Here is a 17,489-nt window from a genome sequence, read left to right on the forward strand (position 1 = left end):
ATAATTCACATATTTGCTTTTGCGATGTTTTTTTGCAGTTTGATATCAATGAATATGTTTATATGCTTTGCAGTATCTTCTAAAAACCCGAGCATTGTCATAAACAGTGCTCGGGGAGAGGCAGGAGATACCGTGGATGTGACAATAACAATGTCAAATAATCCGGGATTTGTTTCGGCTAATCTCTATGTAAAATATGACGAGAGCGTACTTACTCTAAAAAAAGTAAAAGACGGCGGCTTGCTTTCAGGAGTAACACACAGCGACAATTATACAAGCCCATATGGATTGTGTTGGGTGAATGATTTGTCTAAAGAGAATTTCAAAGTCAATGGTGTTCTCGCAACACTTACATTTGAAATTTCAAAGGAAGCTAACCCCGGCAGTACAACAATCAGTCTTGAACAGGATATTTTGAATTGTGATATTGAAAATGTTGTTTTTGATTTGGTAAGCGGTAAAGTTGAAATCAGTAGTTCATCACAGTCAAAAGATAGTGATTTGCCGGAAACAACATCTAAGGCATCGAATTCTGATTCAAATGTAAATTCGGTCGATGATTCCGATAAAGCATCAAAAAATAATGAAAGCGTAAATCAGTCTGAAGTCAAAGACTCTGATGCAAGCGACATAAATGAAAAATCAGAGGATTATGATGCAACTGTTTTATCTACAAGCGATTTAGTTGGTAATACTAAAAAATCTTCAACATCTGATTCAGCAACAAATAAAGTGGGAGGAGTAGTTCAAACAGTGTCTATATTAATTGCGGTAATCCTTATTGCTGCAATTATATTAACAGCAGTATTTGTATATTACAAACGCACAAGAAAAAAATGAGGTGATTATTAATGTTTAAAAAGAGAAAAATTGTTTCAGTTTTACTTGCGATAATAACTGTATTCGGTGTGTTTACATCTCTGCCTTTTTCAGCAAGTGCAGTAGAAACAAACAGTGAAAGTGTAGGTGAAACTTATACAAGCGGTGATTTTGAGTATGAGATTAGAGAAAGATATAATTATGATACAGAACAATACTATGAAATTGCTGTAATCACTGATTATAACGGAACAGATGAAAGCGTTTCTGTTCCATCACAACTTGGTGGGTGTAATGTTACAGATATTGGTGATGGTGCTTTTTCCGATTGCACAAGTCTTACAAGCATAACAATCCCTAACGGTGTTACGTCTATCGGTTGGAATGCATTTTCCGATTGCACAAGCCTTACAAGCGTAGTGATCCCCGACGGTGTTACATCTATCGATGATTCTACATTTTACGGTTGCACAAGTCTTACAAGCATAACAATCCCCGACAGTGTTACGTCTATCGGTCAGAATACATTTTACGATTGCACAAGCCTTACAAACGTAGTGATCCCCGACAGTGTTACATCTATCGGTAATTCTGCATTTTCCGGTTGCACAAGCCTTACAAACGTAGTAATCCCCAACAGTGTTACAGTGATTGAACGTGGTGCGTTTTGCGGTTGCACAAGCCTTTCAAGCATAGAAATCCCCGACAGTGTTACAGAGATTCGCCAGGATGCGTTTTCCGGTTGCAAAAGCCTTAAAGAAATAGTAATTCCCAACAGTGTTACATGGATTGGTTATAGTGCATTTTCCGGTTGCACAAGCCTTACAAGCGTAGTGATCCCCGACGGTGTTACATCTATCTATGATTATACATTTCAAGGTTGCACAAGTCTTACAAGCATAACAATCCCCGACGGTGTTACAGAGATTGACGATTCAGCGTTTTACGGTTGCACAAACCTTAAAGAAATAGTGATCCCCGACAGTGTTACATGGATTGGTGCTTATGCATTTTACGGTTGCACAAGCCTTACAAGCGTAGTGATCCCCGACGGTGTTACATCTATCTATGATTATACATTTCACGGTTGCACAAGCCTTGCAAGCATAACTGTTGCTGACAATAATCAAAGCTATTGCGATGTTGACGGAGTATTGTTTAATAAAGATAAAACAGAATTAGTACAATATCCTGCCGGAAAAACATCTGCAAGTTATTCTATTCCAAACAGTGTTACAGAGATTGGTGATGGTGCTTTTTCTTATTGCACAAACCTTAAAGAAATAGTGATCCCCGACGGTGTTACATCTATCGGTAGGGATGCATTTTTCGATTGCACAAGCCTTGCAAGCATAGAGATTCCCGACGGTGTTACATCGATTGGTGCTTATGCATTTAACGGTTGCACAAGCCTTGCAAGCATAACTGTTGCTGACAATAATCAAAGCTATTGCGATGTTGACGGAGTATTGTTTAATAAAGATAAAACAGAATTAGTACAATATCCTGCCGGAAAAACATCTGCAAGTTATTCTATTCCAAACAGTGTTACAGAGATTCGCTGGAATGCGTTTTCCGGTTGCACAAGCCTTACAAGCGTAGTGATCCCCGACGGTGTTACATCTATCGATGATTCTACATTTGACGGTTGCACAAGCCTTGCAAGCATAACAATCCCCGACAGTGTTACATCTATCGGTGAGTATGCATTTTACGGTTGCACAAGTCTTACAAACGTAGTGATCCCCGACAGTGTGAAAAGTATAAGTTCTTATGGTGGAGGTGCATTCGTTAACTGCCCCAACCTAAAATGCGTTACTGTTCCGAGCAGTGTTGAAAGGATTGGCGAATATTCATTTGGATATAATGGTTGCTCTTATTATGACTCTGAAAAAGGTGAAACTGTTGATAATTTTACAATCTTAGGTAAGTCGGGTACTGCTGCAGAAACCTATGCAAATGAAAATGGTTTTACATTTATTGATTTGGACAATAAGAATTATAACCATACAGATAATAACAGTGGCATAGGAGTTATCGCAAAAGCTGACGCTGAGCTTGTTGTAAAAGAGATTTCAGATAAAGAAAATCTTGATAAAATAAAGTCCTTATTTGACAATAACAAGAGCATTTTGAATGTGTATGACATTACATTGTCGAAAAACGGGAAAAAGGTTCAGCATGAGGGAATGGCAGAGGTAAGCATTCCTTGTAAAGATGAAAACGCAAAGGTTTATCGTGTTGAGTCAGATAATACACTGACTGATATGCAAGCAGTGTATAAAGACGGATATTTGAAGTTCTATACTGAGCATTTCAGCGATTATGTTGTTGCATCGCCGAGAAAGAGTGTTTTAGGTGACATTAATAATGACAATGAAGTAAATGCAAAGGACAGAATGATGCTCACTCGCCACCTTGCAAAATGGACAGGCTATGAAAATATAGATATGACCGCCGCTGATGTAAACAACGACGGTGAGGTGAATGCTAAGGATCGTATGGTTCTTACAAGACACTTGGCAAAATGGCAGGGTTATGAAACCCTACCTTTTGATAAATTTTAAAGAAAGGAAGAAAGTTTGATGAAGAGAAAACTTTCAGCTGCATTTGCAGTGATTATGGCAGTTTGTATTCTGATGGCTCAGGCAGTATGCTTTACAGCGTTTGCTGATTCGGAAGACGCACCGTCAATCGTTGTAAGCAGCACAGAAGCAAAAGCAGGCGATACCGTTGATGTTACAATCACGATGTCAAACAACCCGGGCTTGGTATCGGCTAATCTGTATGTGAATTACGATGCTGATGTACTTAAGCTCAAAGAGGTGAAGGACGGAGGTTTGTTGTCAGGAGTTACTCACAGCGACAATTATACAACAAGCCCTTACGGTTTGTGCTGGGTTAATGATACCGCTCCGGAGAACTTTAAAGTTAATGGCGTTCTTGCAACATTGACCTTTGAGGTTTCAGAAGAGGCCGTGACAGGCACTACAACCATAAGTCTTGACCAGGATATCCTTAACTTTGATATGGATAATGTTGTCTTTGATTTAGTAAGTGGCAATATTCAGATTGAGGGCAAACATATCCACGAAACAGAGTTGATTCCTGCCAAGAAGTCCAGCTGTACAGAAAACGGTAATAATGAATATTACTACTGTGCAGGCTGTGGAAAGTATTTTAAGGATGCAGAGGCAACTATTGAAACAACAAAAGAAGCTGAACAACTTCCGCTAGTTGCTCATCACGGTGGCGAAGCTACTTGTACAAAGAAAGCTGTATGTGATGTTTGTGGTCAGGAATACGGCGAATACGCTCCTCATCAGTATACAGAAAAAGTTGCTGACGAATACTTAAAGACTCCTGCAACATGCGTTTCAAAAGCTGTTTATTTCAAGAGCTGTTCTGTATGTGGACAGGCAAGTGATACTGAAACCTTTGAGTATGGTGAACTTGCAGACCACAACTACGATACAACCACATGGAAATCGGATAAAACAGGACATTGGCATGCGTGCACAGTTTGTGAAGACAAGCTTGATTTTGCAGAGCATACTTCAAGTGGTCCTGCAACAGAGTATGAACCTGAGGTTTGTAAAGAATGCGGATATGTAATCACTCCTGCACTCGGACATACACATAAGCTTACATTAGTTGAGGGCTTTGCTGCAACATGTACAGAGGATGGTCAGAAAGCATACTATGTTTGTGACGGCTGCGGAAAGTGGTTTGAGGATGCTACGGCATCTGTTGAGATTACAGACCATGACAGTGTAATTATCAAAGCAGCACACACCCCTTCAGACTGGATAGTTGATAAGGAAGCCACTGAAACTGAAAAGGGCAGTCAGCATAAGGAATGTACAGTATGTGGTACAGTTCTTGAAACAGAAGAAATTCCGGCTATTAAGCCTGTTACAACTGAACCTACTGTAACTGAACCAACTACAGTGGAATCAGCTACATCAAAGCCAGACAAAGGCTTATCAACATCCGATACTGTAACTTCTTCAGTGATTTCTTCGGATAATGGCACTGTTCAGACTGGAAATAGCAATATTGCAGTTATACTTGCTGCTGTATTAATGCTTTGTTCAGCGGTTGTTTATGCTTATGGCTACTTTAGAAAAAATAAATCTACAAAATAATACCACATTATTCTTGAATTAGAAAAATGATTAGCGGACGGTGGCGGATTTTCTGTCATCGTCCGTCTTTTATATTAGAGGAGTAAGTTGTGAAATTGACAAATTTTAAATCTGTATGTGTTTTAGCATTGGTTGTATTATTTTTTGCATTTTCGTGCGGTTGCAGGAATAATCAGGATATTAGCAGTCAGATTGAAGTTACTTCCGATGAACTAATTGGAATATGGAAACTGGACAGCGTTACAAAATATACTTTTGACGGCAGAGGAAACGGTAAAATGGCTGTTTCAGACTCAGAATATGAATTTAATTACACTATAAATAATGATGAAATAAAAATTGATTTTGTAAGTGAATCTGCACAGGATTCGACTTATGAGTTTATTATAGATGAAAACAAATTAACACTTTTGTCAAAAGATAAAAATAAGGGAACTTTTGAATTGACAAAAGAAAATTGAAATTAAATTTACGAGGAGGAATAGAAATGAAAAAAAGTAAAAAATCAATAGCTATTATATTAGTGATTGTTCTTGTGTTAATTACAATGTTGTCAGTAATAACAGTAAGTGCTTCAAGTGAAAGTGATTATTGTAATAATTTTATTAATAAGTTGCTCAGCAATGAGTCTTCTTGGTTACCTCTAACAAGTAATTCAATAAGAATGCAGGCGGGATTTGAATTTTTAGATTTGGATTTTGACGGAAAATGTGAATTAGTTGTTCAGGAAGCCGGTGGTACAATGGATAACCATTCTGTAAGAATTTATTACTATAGTAATGATTCCATACATGAGGTAACCGGTAAAAAATATGGTGAGTACTTAAATGTTTATAGCTTAAAATATTATTATAATAAATTATATGATAAATATTTTATTACAGGAATGAACACTTGTGCTGCTGGTTTTGCTGCAGATAGATGGTGTGGTAATTACAAATTAACTTATACTAATAACACTCTGAATTTTTATTATTATTCATCAAATTATAAGGAAGTGAATTTCACTACTTACGAAAATATTTTTACTTATTACGATGGTGCTGTTGGTTATGGTAATTCTTCTGGTTTTAATGCCATTGAAGAAGCTGAGTATAATACTATAAATGAAAATATTTTGAAAAACTGTGTAGATGCAAATTTAAAATCAAAGTTTATTACAAAGAGTGACTGGGATTCTTACACATATTCACAAAAGAGAGAATCCTTATTAGATTCCTATAGCAGTTTTAGTTATAATTATTATAGCGATAATAACTATTTTAAACTTAAGCAAGATACAAATCAGTATTTGCATAAGGCTACTACTTATCATGTTAATAACAAAAATTATAGACACAAATTATATTGGGATAGTTTAAATACTTGGGATAGTACTTTCAGAATTCACGATGAAATGTATTCCGGAGAAACAGGAGGAGTGTGTCATGGAATAGCTTTGAGTATGTGTTATGCAAATAACGGGAATTTGGATCTTAAAGCTTTGAATAATGGCATACAGATTAGCAATTATTGGGGCTTAGGTTCTATGTACGATAGTGATAAAGGAAGATTCAAGGATTTAGTTACATATTATCAGTTAACTCAACTTACAGCAAATGGTGCTGAAAGTTATTCTGTTGAAAGGAACGGATGGCATACTCAAAGTCTCAATAAAAGATTGTCAGATTTTCTAAAAAAATTCAAACAGGATGCTGAACGTTCCCAGAATGAGAAAAAGCCTTTTGTACTTTCATTTAGCTATAAGCATAACAATGATGTGTCCGGACATAGCGTTGTAGTATGTGGATACAACTATAATGATAGCACAAACGAGCATGAAATCTTAATCTATGATGAGAATACATATCCAAATGTAAGGTACTTTATTTTTAAAATATCTTCAGATTATAGCTCTTTTACATTTACAGATGCTAACGGTGAAGCGCTTGGATATATGATTAGTGACATTTGGACTAATCTTGAAGTTTATGATATTGATAAATTATACAGTGGAAAAAATTTTAGCAGTATTTCGGTAGTAAAAGGAAGTGAGCCTGTTTCTGCAAGTAATACCACTCAATTAAATATTACTGCATACAAAACATTTAAAGTGGTGAATGATAGAGGTGAGTATCTTGAATATGATGGAAGCAACTATAACGGTAATATGAATGTATATGATTGTAAATTGGTGGACAATTTGGATAATACTTGTTCATGGGATATTACCGTTAATAATAGTTCAAAATTTGTGTTTTCAAACTTAGAAAATGACTGTGAGATTATCGGCGAAACATATTCCGGAGGATTTTATATTTGTTCAAATTATTCAGATGGATTCACTATTAATGGTAAAAGCGTAACGGTTGAGGGTAGAAACTATGATTTTGATATTGCTTTACAAACGCAGAGCGAAAAAGATTTTATCCGAGTTTCAGGTAAAGCAAGCGGAAATACATCTGTGAGTGATAATAGTAATACAATAGAGATAAAATCTGATACATATATAAATGCAGCAAATGTTAAATCGTATGAATTTGATAATATTTCTGAAAACAATGTTGAGAATACTGTCAATAACATAATGATTGATGATGAATCAGGTGAAATTGTCAATAGCAAAAAACTTTCGTATACATTCGGAGACATAAACAATGATGGTGTGATAAATTCAAAGGACAGGATGACATTAACGCGGTACATTGCAAAATGGAATGGCATAAAAATCATAAATGATCAGGCTTCTGATGTGAATTATGACGGCAAAGTCAACGCAAAGGACAGAATGATTCTTACACGGCATCTAGCAAAATGGCAGGAATATGAAATCTTACCAAATAATAAATAAAATTACTTTTACAGGAGGGGAATCTTATGAAATGTAATTTAAAAAGAGTATTGAGCATTTTGTTTTCAGCAACAATCATTATAAGTGTGGTTATTAACACATCCGTTATAGCAGGAGCTGCAACGGGTGTAATGACTGATGCAACACAAATTGATGTAAAAAAGAATATTAGTATTAATTCAACAGATGTAACAATATATGCGATAGAAGATTGGGCTGCAAAATACATCAGTATTCCGTCAAATTTTAATAGTTCTTTTCAACTTATTGTTAGTGGGGCAAACCAGATATCTTATTATGTTGATGGATATGAGAAAGTGAACATATCAAGCAATGGTTTAATTACACCTAAAATTAATACATACTATTGGTATGGTAATTATGGTACAACTGTTGAGGAACCTAACAAAACACCGACAAAAATAACCAAGGATATTGAGTATGGAGAAAGTACAATCATTGTCTGTGCTGATGATGTAGAGTTTGAGGTTAAAGTTGATGTAGTTGATTATTCTGATGTATATGCAGAAAAAATAATGGATGACTATGTGTCGAAGAATATAAAAAACGATATGTCCACATATGAGAAAATTAATATCATCGCTAAATTTGTAGCAGAAAGAGATTACGATGATGGTTATTCGTCTTATGCAGGGTTGATTATTGCAGGAGGTGGAGATTGTTGGGCTTCAACAGACGCTATAATATATATGTCAAAAAGTGCAGGTTTACAAGCATGGAAAAGAAATGGAAGTAAAGATTATGGAGCTGGTTCAGGACATATGAACGCTATGGTTTCTGATGAAAAGGAGTATTATGAAGTTGAGGCAGGATTTACAGGAAGTGCCCCTAGATATTACAGTGTTAAGGTTAGAAACAGTTTGTATAGTTATAGATTAGATGATTTTGATGGAATGCAAATTTATCAATATGATGGAGAGATGTACCCTTCAGTGCTTGAAATTCCTTCGGAAATTAATGGAAACAAAGTTACCTCAATAGCGACATATTTTGCTCAATCACATCCTTTGATAGAAGGAAATTCTAATATCAATAGGGTTATATTACCTGATACAGTAAAAGAAATAGGAGATGGAGCATTTCTTGCTTGTGAAAATTTGGCTAGCATAACAATTCCAAAAAGTGTTTTATATATTGGCCAAAGAGCATTAGGATATTTATCTGATTCTTATAAGAGAGAAGGCTTTATAATTTACGGTTATAAAAATACTGCTTCCGAGGAATATGCTAATATCAACGGTTTTGAATTTATTGCTTTAGACGAGAAGTTTTTTTCTTCCGGTGACGCTAACGGTGACGGCTCAGTCAACGCAAAAGATCGTATGATGTTAACCCGCTATCTCGCAAAGTGGTCAAGCTATGAAAATATTAATATGACATCTGCAGATGTAAATAAAGATGGTGAGGTCAATGCGAAGGACAGAATGATTCTTACACGCCACCTTGCAAAATGGAACGGTTACATTTCTTTACCGTATACTGGTTAATTGGAGAGTGAAGAAAAGTGAGAAAAACAATTTCAATTATACTGACATTTGCTATAATTTTAAATATGTTTTCAATTCTATCCCTTACTGTTTATGCTGAAAATGAGAAAATAATTGAAAGAGATATGTTCAGTTACCATATTTACCATTCAAAAGCATATATTTCGGGGTATACCGGTAACTCTACGGTGGTTACATTTCCAGGGAAAATTGGTGGCTATGAAGTTGTTGGATTAGGAAAACCAACTTCGCTTGATCCGTATGGAAATGAAAGTAGAATATCCGGATTAGAAAGTGTTACAGAAATAAAAATAAATGAAAACATTAAAAATATATATCAGAGTGCTTTCGCAAATTATAGTAATCTCAAAAAAGTAATAATACCTTACGGAGTACAAAAAATAGGTAGGGGGGCGTTTGCCAATTGCACAAATTTATCTGAAATTATTTTTCCAGACTCAATCGTAAGTATAGGGTTTAATGCGTTTAATAATACCAGTTGGTATAATAAACAGCGTGACGGAGTAGTTTATGCCGGAAAATTTGTATACAATTATAAAGGTGAAATGCCTGAAAAATATACTTTTAAGATAAAAGATGGTACTTTTGGAATTGCTAATCTTGCATTTTTGAATCAGGAGAATCTTACAAATATACAGGCTCCGCAAAGTTTGTTTTGTATTGGTCAAAATGCCTTTATAGGAACAACATGGTACAGTAATCAGAATAACGGAATTGTTTATGTAGGAAAGGTTGTTTATTCTTATAAGGGCGATATTCCGCAAGACGGTACTATTAAGTTTAATAAGAACATTATGGGAATTGCTGACGGAGCCTTTTTTGATAATTCAGGTTCATATATTGACTCTAATTCTTCAATTAATTTGACATCTATAGATATTCCCGATACGGTAAAATATATTGGTGATTCAGCATTTTGTAACTGCGACAATCTACTTGATTTATATTTACCGAAGAATGTAGCATATATCGGTGAATTTGCTTTCGGTTACCATACTAATGGAAAAGCGTTGCCGACATATTCGGGAAAGGGAAGATACCTGCATAGCATCTATAATTCAACAATTGAGGAGTATGCGTTGTATAACAGAATAGGATATAAAGAACTTGCACCAAAGGAAATATCAGAATATATGCAAAAATATGGTGATTTCTATTATATGCCATTAGATGATGGTTCTGTAGAGATAACTGCATACAGAGGTCAATCAAGTGATATAGTTATTCCTGATTCAATTAATTCAAAAGCAGTTACAAAGATAGGAAATCATGCTTTTGAATCAAATGATTATATTAATACTGTTACAATTCCTGATACAGTAAAATACATAGGTGAATACTCATTTTGCTTTTGTAGTAACCTTCGAAATATAAACTTTGGTGCAAATATAAGGCGCATAGAGGATTTTGCATTTAGATATTGTAATAACTTGGAAACAGTTATTATTTGCGATAGTGTTATGTCGTTGGGAGAATATTGTTTTTCGGATTGCACATCCTTAACTGAAGTTGATTTGGGAAAAGATTTGAACAGACTAAATAGAAATGCTTTTTCCTTTTGCAGAAATCTAAAAAATATAAATTTAGGGGACAGCATAATAGATATAGGATGGCAGGCTTTTGAGAACTGCAACAATATTAGATCAATATATATACCTGATTCAGTACTGAATGTTGGTGAATATGCATTTGTGAATTGCACTTCATTACAGTCAGTTTATTTGAGAGACAATATTGAAAAAATAGACAGTTGTGCATTTGGATATTATACTCCGAATTATGACAGTGTTTATGAACGGCTCAACCGTTTCACTTTATATGGCTTCTCGGGAACAGAAGCCGAACGCTACGCCAATAACCATGGAATTAAATTTAGTGTAATGGCACCAATCCAGTTTGGAAAGCCACAAATGAATTGCAGGGCAAATGAGAGTATAGTTGCTGATTTGTATATTTTATATAATAATTATTCAGCGGGGGATGTTATTTATAAAAGCAGTGACAGTGACATAGCCAGTGTTGTGGAATCGGACGGAGACTATAATGCATATTGCAAAAACCCGAAAGTGCATATTAAGTGCAATAATATTGGTACTGCATATATTACTGCTCAGATGCCTGATGGTAATTCCACAACTATGACGGTACAGGTTACTGAAGGCTTAAACGGAATTAGAGTGTATTCCGATTATGCCGACTTGAGTGTATGTAATGGCAGTTTGATCAAAATTGGTGCAGGAGTGTTTAATAATGGCTTTCAATCTGATGATATATCAAAATTGACATATACTGTATACGATACTTCTATTTTGGAAGTGGAAGAAACCTCATTGCATGATAATTGCAGATTTATTGTTGCAAAAGCAATCTCTCCCGGTACAACATATGTGTCATTTAGCGATTCAAAAACGGGTTATGTTACCAGAGTACCTGTTACTGTATACGAGGGTAATTCTATGACATTTACAGTTGAAAATGTACCAGAACAAAGAATTGAAAAATATGTATCAAATTTTTATAATGTAAACGGTATGTATATTGACAATTATTCATATGCGAAAAATAACGATGATTCATGTACAGTATCTTTTGATGTATACAATACAAAATATATTTTCGGTGCAGTGGAAATTTATAGCGAAAACGGTGATATAAAAGATGCGGTTGTTATTGATAAGATGACAAATAATGCAGGTAGCATTAAAGAGACGGTTTGGGATAATTGCTGTGATCTAGCAAGCGATATATATAATGGGAATTTATTAACATATCGTCAGAAAACTAATTCTTCAAAGATAACAACTGTTAAAGTTACAATTCCTAAAAATGGATATATTAACATCACTAATGATACGGAAAATTCGGCGATTGTTTCATCAATTAATGCATTTGATTGTATTCTTCAACTTAAAGGACTTTATGGAGACATAAAAGGAATAGACTTAAACAATACATTTTTACCTGCACAAAAAATGACAAAAGAAATTCTCAAGAATGCCGTATCGTTAGAATGCTTTAAGGATCAGACCAAATTCAGTAAAGAATTGCTTAATGGTGCTTTTAAGAAAACATTAATAGGTGGTGAAGCAGTAGGAAATTTTGGAGAAACCGTAGTTTATAATATGCAAAACCTAAATCTTGAGGATGTTTGCAACGATGCATTATTAAGCTGTGGCTTTTCAGTCGGAGAAAGTGTATTTGAAGATATGGCTGGGATATTCGGGGTTGTCTTAAAAGGAATGTTTACATTTGGAGACTCGCTAAATCTTTTGTCTGAAATAATTAGTATTTCTTATTCTAAAAATTCAGGGTTTATTACCTTACAAAATCAAAGCGGCAGTACGAGAAATTGCTTAGGTGTACAAGTTAAAACAGATACTAATTTTAACAGTGACACTGCACTAAAAGTGTTTCGATTATATGCTGATAGTGAGTTGATTCAAAAAATAAAAGATACACATCCGAAAGTTTACGATTTAATTGCTTCGGTGTCTAACTCTACATACAATATTTCTATGATTAAAAACGGCGATGAAACGCAGATAGATAAAAATGTTGAAGTTTCTATACCAATATCAGAAGAACTTAAATTTTTAGCTTCAATGGGAATGATAAAGGTACATCGAGTCGAAGATGACGGTACTATCACTGATATGAAAGCTAAATATAAGGATGAAAGATTGATTTTTACAACTAATCATTTCAGTATTTATGTTGTTTCTGTTCCGGATAATATGATTATAGGTGATATTAACAGCGATGGCTCAGTCAACGCAAAAGACCGTATGATGTTAACCCGCTATCTCGCAAAGTGGAGCGGATATGAAAATATAAATAAATCCGTTGCCGATGTAAACAACGACGGCGAAGTAAACGCAAAGGACAGAATGATTCTTACAAGACACCTGGCTAAATGGCAGGACTATGAAACCTTGCCTTTGAAATAAAAATACAGGAGGATAAAACAATGAAAAAGTATAATAAGGTTATGTCAATTTTCTTATCTATTATTATAATATTAAGTGTTTTAACAAGCTTTTCAATTAATGTAGGAGCAGCTGAAAATAGCAATGGAAATATAGTAGGAGAATATTATGTAGTTGGATTGTTAAAAGCAGTAGACCCATTATCCAACAACATAAAAGTGGATAGTAAAAAGTATCAGGCAACAGATAATTTTGATTTTAATGAGGCAGTAAAGTATTTAGTAGAACGACCTGACTGTAGTGTGGTTTGCAAAATTGTTGACGAAAAAGTATCGGAAATATATTCGGAAGATGATATTTGCCGTGTTGATGTAACTGCAACTACTAATCCAAAAGCATTATACGCAAAAAATGGCAAGCTAAATGTATCTGAATTTACAATCAATATAAATATTTCATATATTATTGATGGCAGCTATGGCTTTATTCCTGAAAACGTACTAAAAAATATGAGCGTTATTTGCAATGGGGTTAATATAAAAGCAAATTCAGATGCTCTTAATTTTGGTTCAACCGGATTTTGGTGGTTTAAAGATAATATATCTGAATTAAACGATAATAGTTGTTTTTCTATTACTGTCGGAACCAGCATCGACAAATCTTACACTGTTTATGTTAATGATGACTATAAATTGAAGAGTGCAAATTCGATTATGAATTTAGAAACTACAGTCAGTTATGAAAATAAGCAAATAAATGATACGGCTCAGATTACAGTAGGTAGCATAGATATAGTTAAAGAAAAAACGGATAAACAGCAAACTACATCAGAAAACGGAAAAACAGTGAACCGCGCCAGACAGCACGTGGATCAAACAGCTGAAAATGCATTGACTTTTTCGGGATACATTGATGGTTATCTTTCATTAGAACAGCAAAAATATATCAGGGAAGTTTTATATGTATGGGTAGCAGATATTTTTGCTGCTTTAAGTTCTGAATACTGTGAGCAGAATACTAAATTGCAAGATTTAGTTTATGAAAAACTAGGAATAGATGATAGTGTTTTAACAAGCAAATTTAAAACCAAAGCAAAATTTTATTTTAATGTTCAGACGCACATAGGAAAGCGGACTATCGAATTTGAATTAACACTTAATAATTATTCCTTAGGTAAAAAACCATCTTATGCGGGTTTTGGAAATTTAAATTATAAAATGTACAAGAAAAGTGACAAAAATAATATAGAATGTCAGGGAACTGGTATGGTTTCGTTGACGGATATGGAATCCTTTACTCAACAACTGACTAAAATTGCTAATAATCAGATAAAAACAATATTTAAGAAAACGGTTGGCGATGATCTTGATAAAATTGCAAATTATCTTACAGAGGGAACAATGGTTGAGGTTTTAAAAAATGCGGGTCTGTTAAAAGGCTCTTTTTCGGATAATGTTTATAATATGCTGTTATCGCCTACTGAACACTATTTGGATTTAGAGGTTGATTGCCCTGTTGATGTTTTTATATACAATTCTGACGGCGATTTAGTTGGAAGAGTAGTAGATAATAAAATTGATACATCATATGACGAGATTTATATGTTTGTGTCAGGAGAAGAAAAGCATATATTTCTTTTTGATGAGAATTATTCTGTGAAAATCGTTGGCTATGATAGCGGAACTATGGATTATATCGTTAATGAAATGTCAGAGGATGGGAGCGTTGTAAGAAAAATAAGCTATAAAAATCTAAATGTTGTAAAAGGAGAATCATATCAGGCAGCGTTACCAAGTGCTTCTTTACAGTATCCTGAATTATATAATCCAATAAATGCTCAAGGAATTAATGTAGCTCCAACTAATATTGATCAAATTGATTTGTACAATTTTAAAGAAGATATTGAACCTTGGTATAGTCTCAAATGCGGTGATAATGTTTATTATGAGCGTTACGAAAATGGATTTGTTCGTATTTATGGAGAGGGTGCCATGCATAATTATTCCTTGCCTGACGACAAATCACCATTAACTGTTGCAAAATATGTTATGGTGGATGATGGTGTAACTACAGTTGGAGATAGTGCTTTCACGGATAGCGCGGTACAGTATATTTGTATAGGTAATTCTGTAACCTCTATTGGGCAATATGCACTATACAATTGTGAAAAGCTTAAGAAAATAACATTTGGGGATAGTGTAAACAAAATAGAAAACTGGGCATTTTCATATACTAATAATATTTCTGAATTTGATGTGAGTGAAAATAACCAGCATTACTCATCTGTCGACGGTGTTTTATTTTCAAAAGATAAAAAAGAATTAGTTAAATTTACAAAACCTGAAGCAACAGAATATACAATACCGGATGGCGTAGAAACGATTGGAATAGACGCATTTGGTGATTATACAAATTTAAAATCTATAACATTTCCAAACAGTATGACGACAATAGAAGATTTTGCCTTTGATAAGTGTACAAATCTAGAAAATATATCTATACCAGATAGTGTAACATATATAGGTAGTAATGCTTTTGCTGGCTGTAAAAGATTTACGGACATAATAATTCCCGAAAGTTTAACATATATAGGTAGTTTTGCGTTTTCAAATTGTACTTCCCTTACAACGGTAAATTATAATGCGGTAAATTGTGAAAAATTTTCTGATAAAATTTATGAAGGTGGTTATTCCTTTTCACCTGAGCATCCTTTTGATGGGTGCACAGAGTTAAAAACGATTAATATAGGAAAAAAAGTTGAAACTATTCCAAATTGCTTTCTATATGGTTGCGATAATATTACAAGCATTATAATCCCAAACAGTGTAAAAAAAATTGGTGACTATGCTTTCATGCATTCAAGTGTTGAAAATTTAGAAATTCCAGAATTTACTACGAGCATCGGAGATTATGCATTTGCTTATTCAAATTTTGAAAGCAGTATTCCCGATAGTATTACCTATATGGGTAAAGGTGCTTTTAAAGAGTGTAAAAAACTAGTAAATGTTACAATACCTAAGAGTGTTACAAGTATAAATGGGTATACATTTTATGATTGCACAAATCTTGAAAGAGTAATAATTAATAAGGGTGTTTCAACTATTGATTTTCAAGCTTTTGAAGGCTGTTCAAATTTATCTAGTATAACGGTCCCAGACAGTATTACTCGAATTGGTGTAGGAGCTTTTGAAGGCTGTAACAATATCAAAGAAATAATAATCGCGGATGGTTCACAGGTAGTGGAAAGTCAAATGATTGTAAGCGATACTGTAGAAACAATTGTAATAAATGATGATGTTTCTGAATGTTCGGTGACAGCTTTCGAGAGTTGCTATAATCTTAAAAATATAGAAGTAAGTGAAAATAATAAGAACTACTCTGATATTGATGGAATACTTTTTAACAAAGATAAAACAGAAATTCTTTGTTATCCGCAAAGCAGAGAAAATATTTCTTATACAATTCCTTCTGGAGTTACAAAAATAGGAGATGGTGCTTTTATAGCTTGTCAATATTTAAATTCAGTCGTTATTTCCGATAGCGTTATAACAATAGATTGGAATGCATTTACAAGTTGCAAAAATTTAGCGTCAATAAATATAGGAAACAATGTTGAAGAAATTGAAGATTATGCTTTTGCAAATTGCACAAGTCTCACATCTGTAACATTTCCAAATAGTGTTAAGGAAATTGGTTGCGAGGCGTTTTCAAATTGTACAAACCTAAAATCAGTATTAATTGGCGATGATATTAATTATTTATGGTATCATGCTTTTTACGGATGCACTAATTTGTTAGACGTTACTATACTAGTAAATACTATACCAGACGAAGGTATTTTCTTATACGATGATGTCTTTGAAGATTGTCCAAATCTGACAATCCACGGTTATAAAAATTCAGTTGTGGAAGAATATGCAAATGATAACAGATTAAAATTTGTAGCATTAGAAGAAACTGTTCCATTCGGTGACGCAAACGGTGACGGCTTAGTCAATGCAAAGGATCGTATGCTGTTAACTCGTTACCTTGCTAAGTGGTCTGGTTATGAAGATATTAATATGACCGCCGCAGATGTAAATAATGATGGTGCAATCAATGCGAAAGATCGTATGATTCTTACACGCCACTTGGCAAAATGGCAGGGATATGAAACCTTATCAATTTTATAAGAAATATATGGAGTAGGAATTTAACATGTTCTTAGTTTCTATTCCGCAAAAGATAAAAAACCAAG

8 protein-coding genes are annotated in these 17,489 nt (G+C 34.1%); all 8 read left to right on the forward strand.

Annotated features, from left to right (window positions below):
• The first annotated feature begins 54 nt into the window (after positions 1 to 54).
• The 8 genes from H8R91_RS00145 (at position 55) to H8R91_RS00180 (ending at position 17,424) form a co-directional block, all read left to right on the forward strand.
• A complete protein-coding gene (locus tag H8R91_RS00145; protein WP_279287557.1) occupies positions 55 to 840 on the forward strand; it encodes a cohesin domain-containing protein in 786 nt (261 codons plus the stop codon).
• Positions 841 to 851: 11 nt separating this feature from the next.
• Entirely contained in the window at positions 852 to 3,386 is a 2,535-nt protein-coding gene (locus H8R91_RS00150; RefSeq protein ID WP_186934420.1) for a leucine-rich repeat protein, read from the forward strand.
• A gap of 18 nt (positions 3,387 to 3,404) precedes the next feature.
• Entirely contained in the window at positions 3,405 to 4,967 is a 1,563-nt protein-coding gene (locus tag H8R91_RS00155; protein WP_186934421.1) for a cohesin domain-containing protein, read from the forward strand.
• 89 nt (positions 4,968 to 5,056) lie between these two features.
• The gene (locus tag H8R91_RS00160; protein ID WP_117705848.1) at positions 5,057 to 5,428 is read left to right on the forward strand and encodes a DUF5640 domain-containing protein; all 372 of its coding nucleotides are present in this window, start codon (positions 5,057 to 5,059) and stop codon (positions 5,426 to 5,428) included.
• Between the two features lie 26 nt (positions 5,429 to 5,454).
• Positions 5,455 to 7,797 (forward strand): dockerin type I domain-containing protein, encoded by a 2,343-nt coding sequence (locus H8R91_RS00165; protein ID WP_186934422.1) that lies wholly within the window; start codon positions 5,455 to 5,457, stop codon positions 7,795 to 7,797.
• Positions 7,798 to 7,823: 26 nt separating this feature from the next.
• Positions 7,824 to 9,305, forward strand: coding sequence for a dockerin type I domain-containing protein (locus H8R91_RS00170; RefSeq protein ID WP_186934423.1), 1,482 nt, complete (start codon positions 7,824 to 7,826; stop codon positions 9,303 to 9,305).
• A 17-nt stretch (positions 9,306 to 9,322) separates the two neighbouring features.
• Positions 9,323 to 13,273, forward strand: coding sequence for a leucine-rich repeat protein (locus H8R91_RS00175; RefSeq protein WP_186934424.1), 3,951 nt, complete (start codon positions 9,323 to 9,325; stop codon positions 13,271 to 13,273).
• Between the two features lie 20 nt (positions 13,274 to 13,293).
• Positions 13,294 to 17,424, forward strand: a complete 4,131-nt coding sequence (locus H8R91_RS00180) for a leucine-rich repeat protein (protein ID WP_186934425.1) — start codon at positions 13,294 to 13,296, stop codon at positions 17,422 to 17,424.
• Positions 17,425 to 17,489: the final 65 nt, after the last annotated feature.

It is taken from the genome of Ruminococcus intestinalis (assembly GCF_014288065.1).
Classification (GTDB): Bacteria; Bacillota; Clostridia; order Oscillospirales; family Acutalibacteraceae; genus Ruminococcoides; species Ruminococcoides intestinale_A.

Excerpts from the sequence above, each read along its gene's own strand:
- H8R91_RS00155 (WP_186934421.1), top strand. The coding sequence starts at position 3,405 with ATGAAGAGAAAACTTTCAGCTGCATTTGCAGTGATTATGGCAGTTTGT.
- H8R91_RS00180 (WP_186934425.1), top strand. The coding sequence starts at position 13,294 with ATGAAAAAGTATAATAAGGTTATGTCAATTTTCTTATCTATTATTATA.
- H8R91_RS00150 (WP_186934420.1), top strand. The coding sequence starts at position 852 with ATGTTTAAAAAGAGAAAAATTGTTTCAGTTTTACTTGCGATAATAACT.
- H8R91_RS00165 (WP_186934422.1), top strand. The coding sequence starts at position 5,455 with ATGAAAAAAAGTAAAAAATCAATAGCTATTATATTAGTGATTGTTCTT.
- H8R91_RS00170 (WP_186934423.1), top strand. The coding sequence starts at position 7,824 with ATGAAATGTAATTTAAAAAGAGTATTGAGCATTTTGTTTTCAGCAACA.
- H8R91_RS00145 (WP_279287557.1), top strand. The coding sequence starts at position 55 with ATGTTTATATGCTTTGCAGTATCTTCTAAAAACCCGAGCATTGTCATA.